15 protein-coding genes are annotated in these 14,708 nt (G+C 44.4%); 11 read left to right on the forward strand and 4 right to left on the reverse strand.

Going from position 1 to position 14,708, the window contains the following annotated elements:
* Positions 1-16 precede the first annotated feature (16 nt).
* From ACQVGS_RS06485 to ACQVGS_RS06525, 9 genes are all read left to right on the forward strand, one after another.
* The gene (locus ACQVGS_RS06485; RefSeq protein WP_101860130.1) at positions 17-724 is read left to right on the forward strand and encodes an amino acid ABC transporter permease; all 708 of its coding nucleotides are present in this window, start codon (positions 17-19) and stop codon (positions 722-724) included.
* Positions 721-1,500: an amino acid ABC transporter ATP-binding protein gene (locus ACQVGS_RS06490; protein ID WP_095714218.1), complete on the forward strand. Its 780-nt coding sequence runs from the start codon at positions 721-723 to the stop codon at positions 1,498-1,500. The genes ACQVGS_RS06485 and ACQVGS_RS06490 overlap by 4 nt, the downstream gene beginning before the upstream one ends.
* Positions 1,497-2,501 (forward strand): LLM class flavin-dependent oxidoreductase, encoded by a 1,005-nt coding sequence (locus tag ACQVGS_RS06495; protein ID WP_316961088.1) that lies wholly within the window; start codon positions 1,497-1,499, stop codon positions 2,499-2,501. The genes ACQVGS_RS06490 and ACQVGS_RS06495 overlap by 4 nt, the downstream gene beginning before the upstream one ends.
* A 12-nt stretch (positions 2,502-2,513) precedes the next feature.
* Entirely contained in the window at positions 2,514-2,795 is a 282-nt protein-coding gene (locus tag ACQVGS_RS06500) for a glutaredoxin family protein (RefSeq protein ID WP_106020256.1), read from the forward strand.
* The gene (locus ACQVGS_RS06505; RefSeq protein ID WP_316961087.1) at positions 2,792-4,120 is read left to right on the forward strand and encodes an LLM class flavin-dependent oxidoreductase; all 1,329 of its coding nucleotides are present in this window, start codon (positions 2,792-2,794) and stop codon (positions 4,118-4,120) included. The genes ACQVGS_RS06500 and ACQVGS_RS06505 overlap by 4 nt, the downstream gene beginning before the upstream one ends.
* 28 nt (positions 4,121-4,148) lie before the next feature.
* A complete protein-coding gene (ribR, locus tag ACQVGS_RS06510; RefSeq protein ID WP_101863489.1) occupies positions 4,149-4,850 on the forward strand; it encodes an RNA-binding riboflavin kinase RibR in 702 nt (233 codons plus the stop codon).
* 22 nt (positions 4,851-4,872) lie between these two features.
* Positions 4,873-6,090, forward strand: a complete 1,218-nt coding sequence (locus tag ACQVGS_RS06515) for an amidohydrolase (RefSeq protein ID WP_316961086.1) — start codon at positions 4,873-4,875, stop codon at positions 6,088-6,090.
* 73 nt (positions 6,091-6,163) lie between these two features.
* Positions 6,164-7,066 carry a sulfite exporter TauE/SafE family protein gene (locus ACQVGS_RS06520; RefSeq protein WP_024122469.1) on the forward strand — a complete coding sequence of 301 codons (903 nt, stop codon included), beginning with the start codon at positions 6,164-6,166 and terminating at the stop codon, positions 7,064-7,066.
* Positions 7,067-7,273: 207 nt separating this feature from the next.
* Positions 7,274-8,593 (forward strand): CBS domain-containing protein, encoded by a 1,320-nt coding sequence (locus ACQVGS_RS06525; protein WP_044153858.1) that lies wholly within the window; start codon positions 7,274-7,276, stop codon positions 8,591-8,593.
* Positions 8,594-8,612: 19 nt separating this feature from the next.
* Here the strand turns inward: ACQVGS_RS06525 and ACQVGS_RS06530 are convergent, their stop codons facing one another.
* A complete protein-coding gene (locus ACQVGS_RS06530) occupies positions 8,613-8,915 on the reverse strand; it encodes a YtpI family protein (RefSeq protein WP_316961085.1) in 303 nt (100 codons plus the stop codon).
* A 130-nt stretch (positions 8,916-9,045) separates the two neighbouring features.
* Between ACQVGS_RS06530 and nrnA the strand changes: the two genes are divergently transcribed.
* Positions 9,046-9,987, forward strand: a complete 942-nt coding sequence (gene nrnA, locus ACQVGS_RS06535; RefSeq protein WP_024122466.1) for a bifunctional oligoribonuclease/PAP phosphatase NrnA — start codon at positions 9,046-9,048, stop codon at positions 9,985-9,987.
* A gap of 17 nt (positions 9,988-10,004) precedes the next feature.
* On the opposite strand, the gene ACQVGS_RS06540 is transcribed toward nrnA, so the two are convergent.
* The 3 genes from ACQVGS_RS06540 to ytrH all read right to left on the reverse strand — a co-directional run bounded on the left by ACQVGS_RS06540 (position 10,005) and on the right by ytrH (position 11,138).
* Complete coding sequence (locus tag ACQVGS_RS06540) at positions 10,005-10,196, reverse strand: YtzJ family protein (RefSeq protein WP_010335284.1); 192 nt, start codon at positions 10,194-10,196, stop codon at positions 10,005-10,007.
* A 100-nt stretch (positions 10,197-10,296) separates the two neighbouring features.
* A complete protein-coding gene (gene ytrI / locus ACQVGS_RS06545) occupies positions 10,297-10,800 on the reverse strand; it encodes a sporulation membrane protein YtrI (RefSeq protein ID WP_024122465.1) in 504 nt (167 codons plus the stop codon).
* Positions 10,797-11,138, reverse strand: a complete 342-nt coding sequence (ytrH, locus tag ACQVGS_RS06550; protein ID WP_024122464.1) for a sporulation membrane protein YtrH — start codon at positions 11,136-11,138, stop codon at positions 10,797-10,799. The genes ytrI and ytrH overlap by 4 nt, the downstream gene beginning before the upstream one ends.
* Before the next feature lie 140 nt (positions 11,139-11,278).
* On the opposite strand from ytrH, the gene dnaE reads away from it, so the two are divergent.
* Positions 11,279-14,626 carry a DNA polymerase III subunit alpha gene (gene dnaE, locus ACQVGS_RS06555; RefSeq protein ID WP_440152334.1) on the forward strand — a complete coding sequence of 1,116 codons (3,348 nt, stop codon included), beginning with the start codon at positions 11,279-11,281 and terminating at the stop codon, positions 14,624-14,626.
* Positions 14,627-14,708: the final 82 nt, after the last annotated feature.

Below are 14,708 nucleotides of genomic sequence, written 5' to 3' on the forward strand. Positions count from 1 at the left end.
CTAGGAGGGGAGAAGATTGCAATTTGACTTTCCATTTATTGCTTCCGCCATGAAAGAAATGATAAAAACCATTCCGCTGACATTGATGATGGCTGTTTTGCCGATCATCCTCGGATTTCTTGCGGCACTTGGAAATATAATGGTCAGAATTTTTAGAATAAAGGGATTGGCGGCTTGTTCAAGGCTTTATGTGTCATTTTTTCGGAGTACACCTGCCATTCTCCATATTATGCTGATTTATTTAGGCGTGCCGCCGATTGTGGATCGTGTCAGCAGCTTTTTTCATCTCGGCTGGTCCGCCAATGAGATTCCGGTCGCCGTGTTTGTGGTCATGGCTTTGTCTTTAACTGCTGGTGCTTATTTAACAGAAATTATCCGGTCGGGCATCTTGGCAATGGATACCGGACAGGTCGAAGCGGCCTATTCAATCGGCCTGACGCACGGTCAAACCTTTCGTCGAGTGATATTGCCGCAGGCGCTGATGGTTTCAATCCCTAACTTCACAAATTTAGGCATCGGGTTTTTGCATACGACCTCTATTGCAGCTATAGTGGCTGTTCCTGAAATAACAGGGACAGCGACTATCGTTGCTTCTGATAATTATGCATTTTTGGAAGCCTTTATCGGAGCGGCGATTATCTATTGGGTGCTGACTCTTATGATGGAAACCGTAAATGGAATATTTGAGAGGAAGGCATCCAGATTTCAAGGAGGCACTTTATGATTGAGATTAAAAATATTCATAAGCGTTTTGGCATGCACCAGGTATTAAGAGGAATAAATCTGACTGTGCACAAAGGAGAAGTTGTGACAATTATCGGTCCAAGCGGGTCAGGGAAAACCACCTTTTTACGCTGCCTTAATTTATTAGAAAGGCCGGACGAAGGGATCATCTCTTTACATGACAAAGTGATTAATTGCAGTTTTCCGACAAAAAAAGACACTCGCTGGCTCAGAAAACAGACAGCAATGGTATTTCAGCAATATCATTTGTTTACTCACAAAACGGTGATTGAAAATATCATGGAGGGTTTGACGGTAGCCCGGAAAATGAGAAAACAAGACGCGTATGCCATAGCAGAGAACGAGCTGATAAAGGTTGGGCTTCAAGACAAATTGAACGCTTATCCGAGTCAATTATCGGGAGGGCAAAAACAAAGAGTTGGAATAGCGAGGGCGCTTGCCATTAATCCTGATGTGCTGCTGTTCGATGAGCCGACAGCTGCGCTTGACCCAGAGCTGGTCGGCGAAGTTCTTGAGGTCATGCTCGATATTGTGAGGACCGGAGCCACTATGATCATTGTTACACATGAAATGGAGTTTGCGAAAAGGGTTTCAGATCAAGTTGTTTTTATGGATGAGGGCGTCATTGTTGAACAAGGAACTCCGGATGAAGTCTTCCGCCATACGAAAAAAGAAAGAACAAAGCGGTTTCTCCGCCGTGTTTCGCCGGAGTATTTATATGAAATAAAAGAACACATAAAGGAGCCGGTGATATGATCCGCTTAAGTATATTAGACCAAAGTCTGGCAGGTGAAGGAGAAACCGCAGCCGATACATTACAGCATACGGTGAAGTTGGCGCAGATGGCTGAAGAGTATGGATATTACCGTTTTTGGGTCGCTGAACATCACAACAATAGTGATATTGCCGGCTCCGCTCCTGAAGTTCTTTTAGGGTATCTTGCCGCAAGCACAAAGACCATACGTTTAGCATCCGGCGGCGTGATGCTGCAGCATTATAGCCCATACAAAGTGGCGGAGCAGTTTCATCTATTGTCTGCATTAGCTCCCGGACGCATTGACCTTGGAGTAGGCAAAGCGCCCGGCGGCTTTCAGCTGTCGACAGACGCTCTGCAATATGAATATGTAAAACCGGCGCGCAAGTTTGAAGAAAAGCTGGAGGATCTCACTCATTTCATTCGGGATGATTTTCCAGATGCCCACTGTTTTGCGCAACTGCGGCCGGCACCGCAGGCTGAACACAGGCCGGGACTTTTTCTGCTGGGGGGAAGCACAGAGAGCGCAATTTCAGCTGCAAAACTGGGAATATCTTTTGTCTTTGCTTACTTTATTAACGGTGAAGAGAAAGTGCTAAAAGAAGCCCGCCGAGCCTTTGACACGCATCTGCCAGCAGGCTCTGAAGCGGAATTTCACCTTGCTCCCGCTGTTTTTGCGGCGCGTACAAAGGAAGAGGCACAAAAACATATTGAGTCGCGTGAATCGATAAAAGTGATGTTGCAAGATGGGAGGAGAGTGAATGTCGGTAGCCGCGAACAAGCCGAAGCCTATCTTGAGAACGTCAGCCAGCCCTATGACATCATCGTCCAAAAAACCGGGGTGATTGCCGGAACGAAGGAAGAAGCGGCGGACGAATTAAAACGTTTATCAGACACATACAGAATTAACGATTTTGTCATTTTTTCACCGATCAAAAATGCAGACGAAAAACGGCTGTCTTATCAGCTGCTGAGTGATGCAGTTCTAGCCGCAAAACAATAAGGGGGATAAAACATGAGCGATTTTGTCAACGTTGTGGTTTGGAGTAAGAAAGGCTGTGCATATTGCGAAGAAGTTAAAAATTATTTACATGAAAAAGCAATAGCATTTCAAAATATCGATGTTTCGGAGAAGGAAGAGCTGAGAGACATTTTACAGGTGAAATACGGAGTACACCACGTTCCTGTGGTAGAAGTTGGCGGCGGTAATCGTTATGAAGGGATTACTGAAATTGGTATTAAAAATCTTGAGCTTGCACTTGCCAATTACGCTCAGATTAAGGAGGAAAAAAGGTGACGCGAAGAAATGATATTCAGTTTGGAGCCATTATTCATGGGGTTGGGGGAACAACTGACGGCTGGCGTCACCCTGAAGTCGATCCTTCCGCAAGTACAAACGTGGAATTTTACAAGCAAAAGGCTCAAACAGCTGAAAAAGGCTTGTTCAGTTTCATTTTCATTGCAGACGGCTTATTTATTTCTGAAAAATCAATTCCCCATTTTTTAAATCGATTTGAGCCGATCACCATATTATCGGCGCTTGCGTCCGTCACAAAAAACATTGGTTTAGTAGGTACGTTCTCTACTTCTTTTACTGAGCCATTTACGATTTCAAGGCAGTTAATGTCGCTGGACCACATCAGCGGGGGGAGGGCTGGCTGGAATCTGGTTACTTCTCCGCAGGAAGGAGCTGCACGTAATCATAGCAGAACCAGACTGCCAGAACACACCGAGCGTTACGTTATTGCACAAGAGCATTTGGATGTTGTGCGTGGTTTGTGGAATTCCTGGGAGAAGGACGCATTTATACACAATAAAGAAACAGGGCAGTTTTTTGATCCGGCAAAGCTTCATCGTCTGAATCACAAAGGAGAATATTTTCAAGTAGAGGGGCCTTTAAATATCGGGCGCTCAAATCAGGGAGAGCCTGTCGTGTTTCAAGCGGGTTCTTCAGAAACAGGCCGTCAATTTGCGGCCAAAAATGCAGATGCGATTTTTACCCATTCCAATTCATTAGGCGAGACAATCGCATTTTATGCGGATATTAAAAAGCGGGCTGCCGCTCAAGGGCGCGACCCTTCCAGCGTGCTGATTTTTCCGGGAATCAGCCCGATTGTGGCAGATACGGAAGAAGAAGCAGAGAAGAAATACCGGGAATTTGCAGAATTGGTTCCGATTGAGAATGCAGTTACTTATTTGGGGAGATTTTTTGATGATTACGATCTGAGTGTGTTCCCGCTTGATGAACCGTTTCCCGATATTGGCGAAGTTGGAAAGAATGCTTTTCAAAGCACAACAGATCGAATTAAGAGAGAAGCGAAAGCCAGAAACATGACACTACGGGAAGTGGCGCGGGAAATGGCTTTTCCAAGGACTCCATTCATCGGTACACCAGAGCAGGTCGCCTCCTTGCTTGAGACTTGGTTCAAAGCCGAAGCTGCTGACGGTTTTATCATCGGGTCGGATATCCCGGGAACACTTGATGCCTTTGTAGAAAAAGTGATTCCGATTCTTCAAGAAAGAGGGCTGTACCGCAGAGACTATAACGGCGGGACATTGCGGGGAAATCTTGGGCTTGATACTTCGGTTCATCATCCTTTTGTACATTCATCAAATCATTAATAGGAGAAGCGGGAGGAGGATGACTTTTTTGGCAATCATTGCAGGTACGGTTGTGAAAGGAAAACAGTTGGGCAGAAAATTAGGATTTCCCACAGCAAATATAGAAACCGAAATAAACGGGCTTCCTAACGGCGTTTACGGGGTTCTGGCGGCGATCAACCAGCAATTTTATTTAGGGGTTATGAATATCGGAGTGAAACCAACGATTGGTCCTAATCTGAAAAAAACCATTGAGATTTTTTTGATTCACTTTGATAGGGAGATCTACGGAGAACATATGGAATGCAGCATTCTCTTTAAAATAAGAGATGAAAGAAGGTTTTATTCTTTGGAGTCACTAAAAGAGCAAATCAAAAAGGATATTTCATACGCTTCCAAACGCTTTGAACGTATGGGAATTGCATCTCAAAATAAAGAAAGCCTGCTCTCACACCCTGAGTTAAATCTTCCGGACCTCAGCTTTTACAAGAAGTGTAACAGTTTATACGGGATCAACCGCGGTGTATACAATGTGATTGACAATTGGTTTTTTGAGTATGGTATTACACAAGTTGCATATCGGCGTATATATATTTTATCTTTTTTAAGCTTTTTGCAGGCAGAGAATGAGAACCCTCCCAGTAAGTGTGTAAAATTTGGGCCGGGCGGTCTTGCATTTAAATTGAGCCGTTTTATTACTGCTTATATTGAAGAGACTGGAGATCTTGTGATGTTAAAGGCAGATAGGTAAAGAGCTGAAAGGAGGAGAAAACATGCCTTTAGATTATTGGAGAAATATAGAAGGGGCATACCCATATCAGACAGCAAAAACAATTGAAGATGATAGCGAGCATAATCCATTGAATCTCTTATCGCTTGAAAAAGAGCTCATCGCAATACGCCGGCATCTGCACCAATACCCCGAGCTGTCAAAAGAAGAATTTGAAACAACCGATTTTATTGCAAAATGCCTTGGAGAAAAGGGCATACCAATTCGTCCTACATCATTAAAAACAGGTGTATTCGCAGATATAGCAGGGGAGTCAGAAGGTCCGGCCATTGCTTTGAGGGCTGATATTGACGCGCTGCCAATCGAAGAAAAAACAGGGTTGCCCTATGCATCTAAAAAGAAAGGAATCATGCACGCGTGCGGCCATGATTTTCACACGGCAGCGCTTCTTGGTGCGGCCTTTTTGCTAAAGGAAAATCAAGATAGCCTGAAAGGAAAGGTTCGTTTGTTATTCCAGCCGGCTGAGGAATCAGGCGCAGGCGCTGCAAAAGTGATAGCGGATGGCCAATTGGATGGCATTGAAGCAGTTATCGGTCTTCACAACAAACCCGATATACCGGTTGGCGTTGTAGGGTTAAAAACAGGTCCTCTTATGGCTGCTGTTGACCGATTTAAAGTAGCGATACAAGGAAAAGGCGCTCATGCAGCATTGCCGCATAATGGTTTTGATCCTATTGTCGGCGCCTCTCAGCTTATCGTCGCCCTGCAAACGATTGTAAGCAGAAATGTAAATCCGCTAAAAAGCGCGATTGTAACTGTAGCGAAAATCGAAGGCGGCAGCACATGGAACGTCATCCCCGATACAGCGGTGATCGAAGGCACTGTTCGAACATTTGATTCAGAGGTTCGGGAACAAGTGAAGCAGCGTTTTCTGTCTGTTGCAGAGCAGATTTCTTCTGCTTTTTCTTTGAAGGCGAATGTGAAGTGGATTTCCGGACCGCCGCCGCTTTGTAATGATACAGCAATAACTGAAATCGCAAAAGCTGCTGCTCATAAAGCACAGCTTCAGGTCATTTCACCCGACCAATCCACTGCCGGGGAGGATTTTGCTTACTATTTGGAGCATATTCCCGGATCCTTTGCTTTTTTTGGAACAGGCGGTGATCATGATTGGCATCACCCGGCATTTACAATTGATGAAACTGCCATTATAAAAGCCTCTTATTTTTTATATGAAAGCGCTAGAAGATTATTAGGATAATGAACGCAGGAATGAAGAGTCAGAGATGGTTTGCTTTGAGAAAATATTCGATTGATACAGACGAGGTGTGCTGATGAAGAAATTAATTGTTTTTGCATTTATAGGCTTGTTATCGCAGTTAATAGACGGTTCGTTAGGTATGGCTTATGGTGTTACCTCAACTTCGCTGTTATTAGCTTTCAGCATAACGCCTGCTGTTGCTTCGGCTTCTGTCCATTTAGCGGAAGTCGTCACGACTGCCGCATCAGGAGTGTCACATATTAAATTTGGAAATGTTGACAAACAAACTGTTTATCAGCTTGTCATTCCCGGTTCAATAGGGGCTTTTTTAGGCGCTGCATTTCTCAGCCATTTACCCGGAGATGTGGCGAAACCCTATATTTCTTTGTTTCTGCTCCTGCTGGGCGGATATGTATTGATAAGATTTTTATTTCAATACAAGCCTGCTCTTGAGAAAAAACATGTGCCGTTAAGCAGAAAACAATCCATTCCCTTAGGAGTGATCGCCGGTTTTGCAGATGCCACAGGAGGAGGTGGCTGGGGCCCCGTCACCACTCCGATTTTATTATCCCGAAAAGGCCTGAGTCCGAGGAAAGTAGTAGGAACTGTAGATACTAGTGAGTTTGCCATCGCAGTATCTGCAACTGTCGGTTTTCTTGTTTCATTGGGATGGGAGGATGTCAATTGGTTATGGGTGTGTTCGTTAATGGCTGGCGGAATTATCGCGGCCCCTATCGCAGCATGGCTCGTACAGAAATTTCACCCGCAATTGATGGGTGTGCTTGTAGGAGGATTTATTATATTAGTAAATGCGAGAACATTGATAAATGAATGGATTGAAAACACAGCTGTTTATCCATTTATCTATACGGCGATAGGAGCAATATGGCTGTTTGCTGTTTTATTTGTTTTATCTAAAATAGGGAATAAAAAGATTGTAAAAGCAGCAGTTGACATCAATATAAAAGAAAAATAAAGACATTGTTTTTATAGATGTGAAAGGAATCACGAAGGCCAGGAGCTTGCGGGAAGTCTGAATGATGGATTCGTTCTTCAGCACCCAACAGAACACTGCGCTGTAAGAAGCCGGGCAGGCTTCCTTTTTATTTTCCTGCCTCATTGCGAATCAATCATCCGAGCCCTTATAATAAAAGCAGAAGACTGTCCCTTAGAGGTGAAAGGTTTGGCAACTAAGCATGAACAAATTTTAACATATATTGATTCGCTGCCTGTCGGTGAAAAAATTTCTGTGCGGAGAATCGCAAAGGAAATGAAAGTAAGTGAAGGCACGGCGTACAGAGCGATCAAGGAAGCAGAGAATAAAGGCTTTGTCAGTACGATTGAACGTGTCGGAACAATCAGAATTGAACAAAAGAAAAAAGAAAATATCGAAAAGCTTACATATGCAGAGGTTGTAAACGTCATAGACGGACAAGTGCTCGGAGGCCGGGCCGGACTCCATAAGACATTAAATAAATTTGTCATAGGCGCAATGGAGCTGGATGCGATGATGCGGTACACGGCAGCCGGAAATCTTTTGATTGTCGGAAATCGAATCAATGCACACAGACAGGCGCTTGAGGCAGGCGCCGCTGTACTTGTAACGGGCGGATTTAACACAGATGACAGCATCGTGCAGCTGGCAGACGAGCTTGAGCTGCCGATTTTATCCACGAGCTATGACACCTTTACAGTCGCCGCTATGATTAACCGAGCTATTTATGACCAGCTGATCAAAAAAGAAATCGTTCTGGTGGAGGACATTTTAACGCCCGCTGACCGTACGATATATCTTTCACCTAAGGATAAACTTGAAAAATGGTACGAGAAAAATTTTGAAACGGGCCATGGGCGTTTCCCGGTTGTCGACGAACAAATGAAAATCCACGGGATCTTGACTTCGAAAGATATCGCAGGTCACGACCGGAATGCACCCATTGAAAAAGTCATGACAAAAAATCCGGTTACGGTTATTGGAAAAACGTCTGTCGCCTCAGCGGCGCAAATGATGGTATGGGAAGGGATCGAAGTGCTTCCCGTCACTGACGGACACCAAAAACTGATTGGCATGATCAGCCGCCAAGACGTGCTGAAAGCTCTTCAAATGATTCAAAAGCAGCCTCAAGTCGGGGAAAAGCTTGATGATATCGTCTCAAGAGGATTTAAAGATGAGGATGAGGATAAACAGGATCAGACGGTTTATCAGTATGAAGTAACGCCGCAAATGACAAATCAGCTGGGGACGATTTCTTATGGCGTGTTTACGACCATTTTGACGCAAGCAGCCAATCGGTTTTTGCGCTCGAAAAAACGCGGCGAACTAGTGATAGAAAGCATCACCATTTTCTTTTTGAAGCCTGTGCAGATGGAGTCGGTCATCGAAGTCAAGCCGCGCATTTTAGAGGCTGGAAGAAAGTTCGGAAAAATGGAAGTTGAAGTGCACAGCCAAGGCCATATCGTGTCTAAAGCAATGCTGATGGTTCAGCTGATGGAAAGAAGCTAAGGGACGTCTCAGGCGCCCCTTACGCGTGATCTCTTTCAGCTTCTTTGGCGTGAAGGGGATTGTAATGGCTGTAGGCTTTATAACCTGCCCATGCGCTTCCGGCTCCGATGACGATAAAGATGCCGCCGATTACTAACGTTAATACTGAATGGAATAATATCATTTGATTGAGTCCGTAAAACAGCACCAGCGATCCTAATGCCATGCTAGATTTTGCTGAAAAGATTTTTTTTTCCAAAGATTGCTTTGCCCGTACGCCTTTTACTTTATAGTACACATAAAAGCAGGCTGAAAGCCCAATCAAAAAAACAAGAACCAGCATAAATGAAATCCTCCATCGTAAAAGTTTACAAACCCATTCTATACAAAAACGGGCTTGGTTTTGACGTTATTTTTCTTTTCCGTCGGCAGAGAATGTGATTTAATGAAAAAAAACAATAAAGGAGTATCAAATGAAAACTGAATTGATCAGAACCATATCATTATATGACACGATTATCTTACATAGACATGTGCGCCCTGACCCGGATGCCTACGGATCTCAGTGCGGACTTACGGAAATCCTGCGTGAAACGTATCCTGAAAAAAATATTTTTGCGGTCGGCACGCCAGAACCGTCCCTCTCTTTCTTATATACCCTCGATGAGGTGGACGATGAAACATATAAAGGCGCCCTTGTGATCGTCTGCGATACGGCAAATCAGGAAAGAATCGACGATCAGCGTTATTTATCAGGCGCCAAACTAATGAAAATCGACCACCATCCGAACGAAGATCCTTACGGCGATCTTCTGTGGGTCGATACGAATGCAAGCTCAGTAAGTGAAATGATTTACGAGCTGTATTTAGAAGGAAAAGAGCACGGCTGGAAGCTGAATACAAAAGCCGCAAAGCTGATCTATGCCGGCATTGTCAGTGATACCGGACGCTTCTTATTTCCCAATACAACTGAAAAAACATTAAAATATGCAGGCGAGCTTATTAAGTATCCGTTCTCTTCTTCAGAGCTGTTTAATCAATTGTATGAAACAAAACTGAATGTGGTGAAGCTTAACGGCTATATCTTTCAAAATGTGTCTTTGTCTGAAAATGGCGCTGCTTCTGTTTTCATCAAAAAGGATACTCTTGAAAGGTTCGGCACAACGGCTTCTGAAGCGTCGCAGCTTGTCGGGACGCTTGGAAATATCTCAGGTATTCGCGCATGGGTGTTTTTCATAGAAGAAGACGATCAAATCAGAGTCAGATTCCGTTCAAAGGGGCCTGTTATTAACGGACTCGCCCGGAAATATAACGGCGGAGGGCATCCTCTGGCTTCAGGCGCCTCCATTTACAGCTGGGATAAAGCGGAACAGATTTTAGCTGATCTGGAGACGTTATGTAAAGAACACAAGTAGAGGGGAGACCCTCTCTCTTAGTGTTCATCTGTGACGGGGATGAACCAGCAGCCGAACTCAGTAAGGTCCTCGTAGACTTGGAGATTGTGAGATTGAAGTTCTTTTTTGATGAGGGAAGCGAGTGAGTTTGTTTCGGCATATGCAGAAAAACCTTGTCTGAGTCGGGCTGCTTGATCTTTTGCTAACTGACGGTCACTGTAAACCTCCATTTCCCTTCCTCCTCCTTTCGCTATTAAGCCTCATTTATAGTTTATAAAAAAGAATGGGAAAAAGCGACAGGAGTTTGAAAAATTTAAAAAAATTCCATATTTACGTCGCGAATGATATTTCGATTTCTACCGAAAGCCTTGTGTAAATAATTAATTCCTTGACGGCTGCCTCATATTTTTTTTCATTGATCGTATAGACTTTATTTTCAATTGTCCGTTTTAAAAGCTCCTTCGTTTTATAGACGCTTTCTATATCCTTTGTAATGACTTCTGAAATATCATCCTTTACATGCTCCTCGAATTTTGTTTTATCAGGCTGCGAAATTTTATATTTTTCTCCATTCAGCAATTTGACATCGACGCTTTGAATAAGCAGTTTTCTTTTATTGTCTTCATTTAGTTTGTGGAGGTCTTCCTGATAGATGGAAATTTGGTCGTTCAAGTCTTTGACGTGCTCTTTTTGTTTTTCGATGAGGGAAACCTGCTCCTCCTGGAATGTTCCGTATGTAAACAGGAAAAAAAACCAGCTGATCACGGCTCCGCACATCATACCTGCAAAAAAACGCTGCCATCCCGGTTTCTTGTAATGCTGCGGCACTCTCATGAAGAAATATGCTCCTGTGTCAGCCATGAAATAATAAGCCAGCCGCTTTGCGCACCGCCCATGGCCGAGATAATGAGAAGAATCTGCTTGAATAAATCTCTCGTATTGCCTTCAAGAATACCCCGTTCAAAGCTGTATACCGCATCGAATGTACCGCCGATAGCGGCGACCAGCGCCCATATTTTTAATCTGTTCGCAAGCTTTGTAATAACCGTAAGCGGGGCTTCGCCTGCCAAATATGCTCCAAGGCCTCCGATGAGTGCGCCTCCGATCAGCACCCCTAATGCTATAAAATAACTGTTGATAAAATTTACCATAAAACCAGCTTCCTGATCCATCTTGATCACCTCACCTTTTATATCATATTGAGCATTCGGGACAAGTATGATGACGACTCGAAAAAGAACATTTGTTTCTTTTGAAAACCCGACTTATAATGAAGAAAGAAATGGATCGTAATGGAGAAAGAGGTGATAGCATGTCTTTTGTTCACCTGCAAGTGCATAGCGGGTACAGCCTGCTAAACAGCGCCGCGGCTGTGGAAGAGCTCGTCAGTGAAGCTGACAGGCTCGGATATGCGTCTTTGGCGCTGACAGATGATCATGTCATGTACGGAGCTATACAATTTTATAAAGCATGCAAGGCGAGGGGGATCAACCCGATTATCGGCTTGACGGCTTCTGTTTTCACAGATGATGACGAGCTCGAAGCCTACCCTCTCGTCCTGCTGGCAAAATCAAATACAGGCTATCAAAACCTGCTGAAAATCAGCAGCGTCCTGCAATCGAAATCAAAAAACGGCCTGAAGCCAAAATGGCTTAACAGCTATCGCGAAGGCATTATTGCGATCACCCCCGGCGAGAAGGGCTATATTGAAATGCTGCTTGAAGGAGGGCTGTTTGACCAGGCCGCTCAAGCCGCACTTCATTTTCAGTCTATATTCGGAAAAGGCGCTTTTTATTTATCCTTTCAGCTGTTTAAAGAAAATAAATTCTTATCTGAGCAAATCCTCCGGCTGTCTGAAGAAACGGGAATTCCGGTCACGGCGACAGGCGATGTTCATTATATAAGGAAAGAAGATCAGGCTGCCTATCGCTGTTTGAAAGCGATAAAGTCAGGTGAAAAACTCACTGAGGCATCAAACGAAGAGATGCCGGATCTCGACTTGAAATCCATTGATGAAATGCGTGTTATATACCAAGAGCATCCTGAGGCATTGCAAGCATCTGTTGAGATTGCAGAACAATGCCGGGTTGACGTCAGTCTGGGACAGACCCGCCTGCCATCATTTCCGACTCCAGACGGTACATCCGCGGATGATTATTTGACGGATGTTTGTATGACAGGGCTCCGCAGCCGCTTCGATACACCAGATGAACAGTATATTCGACGTCTTCAATATGAACTTGATGTCATCAAGCGGATGAAGTTCAGCGATTATTTTCTGATCGTATGGGATTTTATGAAGCACGCCCATGAAAAAGGGATTGTGACAGGACCGGGAAGGGGTTCTGCGGCGGGATCGCTCGTAGCTTATGTCCTCTATATCACGGACGTTGATCCGATCAAGCATCACCTGCTGTTTGAAAGGTTTTTAAACCCGGAACGAATCAGTATGCCGGATATTGATATCGACTTTCCGGATACGAGAAGGGACGAGGTCATTCAATACGTTCAGCAGAAATACGGCGCAATGCACGTCGCCCAGATTATTACCTTCGGGACGCTGGCGGCAAAAGCGGCGCTTCGGGACGTCGGAAGGGTATTCGGTGTAAGCCCGAAGGAAGCGGATCAGCTTGCGAAGCTCATTCCTTCAAGGCCGGGCATGACCTTGGATGATGCGAGAAAGCAATCGCCGGAGCTGAATAAGCGACTCAGTGAGTCAAGTCTGCTTCAGCAAGTGTTTACGATTGCCAGAAAAATAGAAGGTCTTCCGAGACATACGTCAACCCACGCGGCCGGCGTTGTCTTAAGTGAGGAACCGTTAACTGATGTTGTCCCGCTTCAGGAAGGACATGAAGGGATCTATTTAACGCAATACGCGATGGATCACCTCGAAGATCTGGGCCTTTTGAAAATGGATTTCTTGGGCTTGCGCAACCTGACACTCATCGAGTCCATCACTTCAATGATTGAAAAAGAAAAAAATATTAAAATAGATCTTTCGAGTATTTCTTATCAAGACGAAAAAACATTCTCCCTGCTGTCAAAAGGGGATACGACAGGGATTTTCCAGCTTGAATCCTCAGGAATGAGAAGCGTTTTGAAAAGGCTTAAGCCTTCAGGATTAGAAGATATTGTCGCGGTAAACGCACTGTACCGGCCCGGCCCGATGGAAAATATTCCGTTATTTATCGACCGTAAACACGGGCGCGTGCCGGTTCATTATCCCCACGAAGATTTAAGAGGGATATTGGAAGATACGTATGGTGTCATCGTTTATCAGGAGCAAATTATGGTGATTGCTTCGCGTATGGCAGGATTTTCTTTAGGCGAGGCGGACCTGCTCAGACGTGCAGTCAGCAAAAAAAAGAAAGACATTCTTGACCGAGAGCGAAGCCATTTTGTTGAAGGGTGCTTAAAAAAGGAGTATTCTGTAGACACTGCAAATGAAGTCTACGATTTAATCGTCAAATTCGCAAACTATGGCTTCAACAGAAGCCATGCGGTGGCATACAGCATGATCGGCTGCCAGCTTGCGTATTTGAAGGCTCATTATCCTTTATATTTTATGTGCGGATTGCTTACAAGCGTCATTGGCAATGAGGATAAAATAGCTCAATATCTTTACGAAGCGAAGGGGAGCGGGATTCGTATCCTTCCTCCGTCAGTGAACAAAAGCAGCTATCCGTTTACAGTTGAAGACGGGGCTGTCAGGTACAGCCTCCGTGCGATAAAAAGTGTAGGCGTCTCAGCAGTCAAAGATATATATAAAGCAAGAAAAGAGAAACCATTTGAAGATCTTTTCGATTTCTGCTTTCGCGTGCCGTCAAAAAGCGTAAATCGCAAAACGCTTGAAGCACTCATATTTTCTGGTGCAATGGACGAATTCGATCAAAACCGGGCTACGCTGCTCGCATCGATTGATGTTGCGTTAGAGCATGCCGAGCTATTCGCCGCGGACGATGACCAAATGGGATTGTTTTTAGAAGAATCGTTCTCCATTAAACCGAAGTACGTGGAAACCGAGGAGCTTCCGCTTGTGGATATTCTTGCATTTGAAAAAGAAACGCTCGGTATTTATTTTTCAAATCATCCGCTCTCTGCCTTTCGAAACCAGCTGACAGCGCGAGGAGCGGTACCCATTCAGCAAGCTCAGCAGGCTGTTAAAAAGCAGGTTTCACTCGGTGTCCTGCTGTCGAAAATCAAAACGATTCGGACAAAAACAGGTCAAAACATGGCGTTTTTAACGTTAAGTGATGAGACCGGCGAAATGGAAGCCGTTGTGTTCCCTGAACAATTCAGACAGCTTTCTCCGGTTTTAAGAGAGGGCGCTCTATTGTTCACAGCAGGGAAATGTGAAATCAGGCAGGAAAAAGTCCAGTTTATTATGTCCAGAGCGGAATTGCTGGAAAATATGAATGCTGAAAAAGCGCCATCGGTTTATATGAAAATAGAAAGCAGTCAGCACAGTCAGGAGATCCTGACAAAGATCAAGCGCATTTTGCTGGAGCATAAGGGGGAAACCGGCGTTTATCTCTATTATGAAAGGCAAAAACAGACGATAAAGCTTCCTGAGGCGTTCCATATCGATGCGGATCACCAGGTGTTATACCGCTTAAAAGAGCTGTTAGGTCAAAAAAACGTCGTTTTAAAACAGTGGTAACCATTCGCTTTTTGTTATACAATTGGAGCAATTATGTTACTCTGTTTAAATATTCTGATAGATCTACTCCGCAGAATGCAGC

It is taken from the genome of Bacillus sp. SD127 (assembly GCF_058566445.1).

What these genes read in the sequence shown, in the direction of transcription:
- ACQVGS_RS06490 (WP_095714218.1), top strand. Translation starts at nt 721, where the DNA reads ATGATTGAGATTAAAAATATTCATAAGCGTTTTGGCATGCACCAGGTA.
- ACQVGS_RS06495 (WP_316961088.1), top strand. Translation starts at nt 1,497, where the DNA reads ATGATCCGCTTAAGTATATTAGACCAAAGTCTGGCAGGTGAAGGAGAA.
- ACQVGS_RS06500 (WP_106020256.1), top strand. Translation starts at nt 2,514, where the DNA reads ATGAGCGATTTTGTCAACGTTGTGGTTTGGAGTAAGAAAGGCTGTGCA.
- ACQVGS_RS06515 (WP_316961086.1), top strand. Translation starts at nt 4,873, where the DNA reads ATGCCTTTAGATTATTGGAGAAATATAGAAGGGGCATACCCATATCAG.
- ACQVGS_RS06520 (WP_024122469.1), top strand. Translation starts at nt 6,164, where the DNA reads ATGAAGAAATTAATTGTTTTTGCATTTATAGGCTTGTTATCGCAGTTA.
- ACQVGS_RS06530 (WP_316961085.1), bottom strand. Translation starts at nt 8,915, where the DNA reads ATGCTGGTTCTTGTTTTTTTGATTGGGCTTTCAGCCTGCTTTTATGTG.
- nrnA (WP_024122466.1), top strand. Translation starts at nt 9,046, where the DNA reads ATGAAAACTGAATTGATCAGAACCATATCATTATATGACACGATTATC.
- ACQVGS_RS06540 (WP_010335284.1), bottom strand. Translation starts at nt 10,196, where the DNA reads ATGGAGGTTTACAGTGACCGTCAGTTAGCAAAAGATCAAGCAGCCCGA.
- ytrI (WP_024122465.1), bottom strand. Translation starts at nt 10,800, where the DNA reads ATGAGAGTGCCGCAGCATTACAAGAAACCGGGATGGCAGCGTTTTTTT.
- ytrH (WP_024122464.1), bottom strand. Translation starts at nt 11,138, where the DNA reads ATGGATCAGGAAGCTGGTTTTATGGTAAATTTTATCAACAGTTATTTT.
- dnaE (WP_440152334.1), top strand. Translation starts at nt 11,279, where the DNA reads ATGTCTTTTGTTCACCTGCAAGTGCATAGCGGGTACAGCCTGCTAAAC.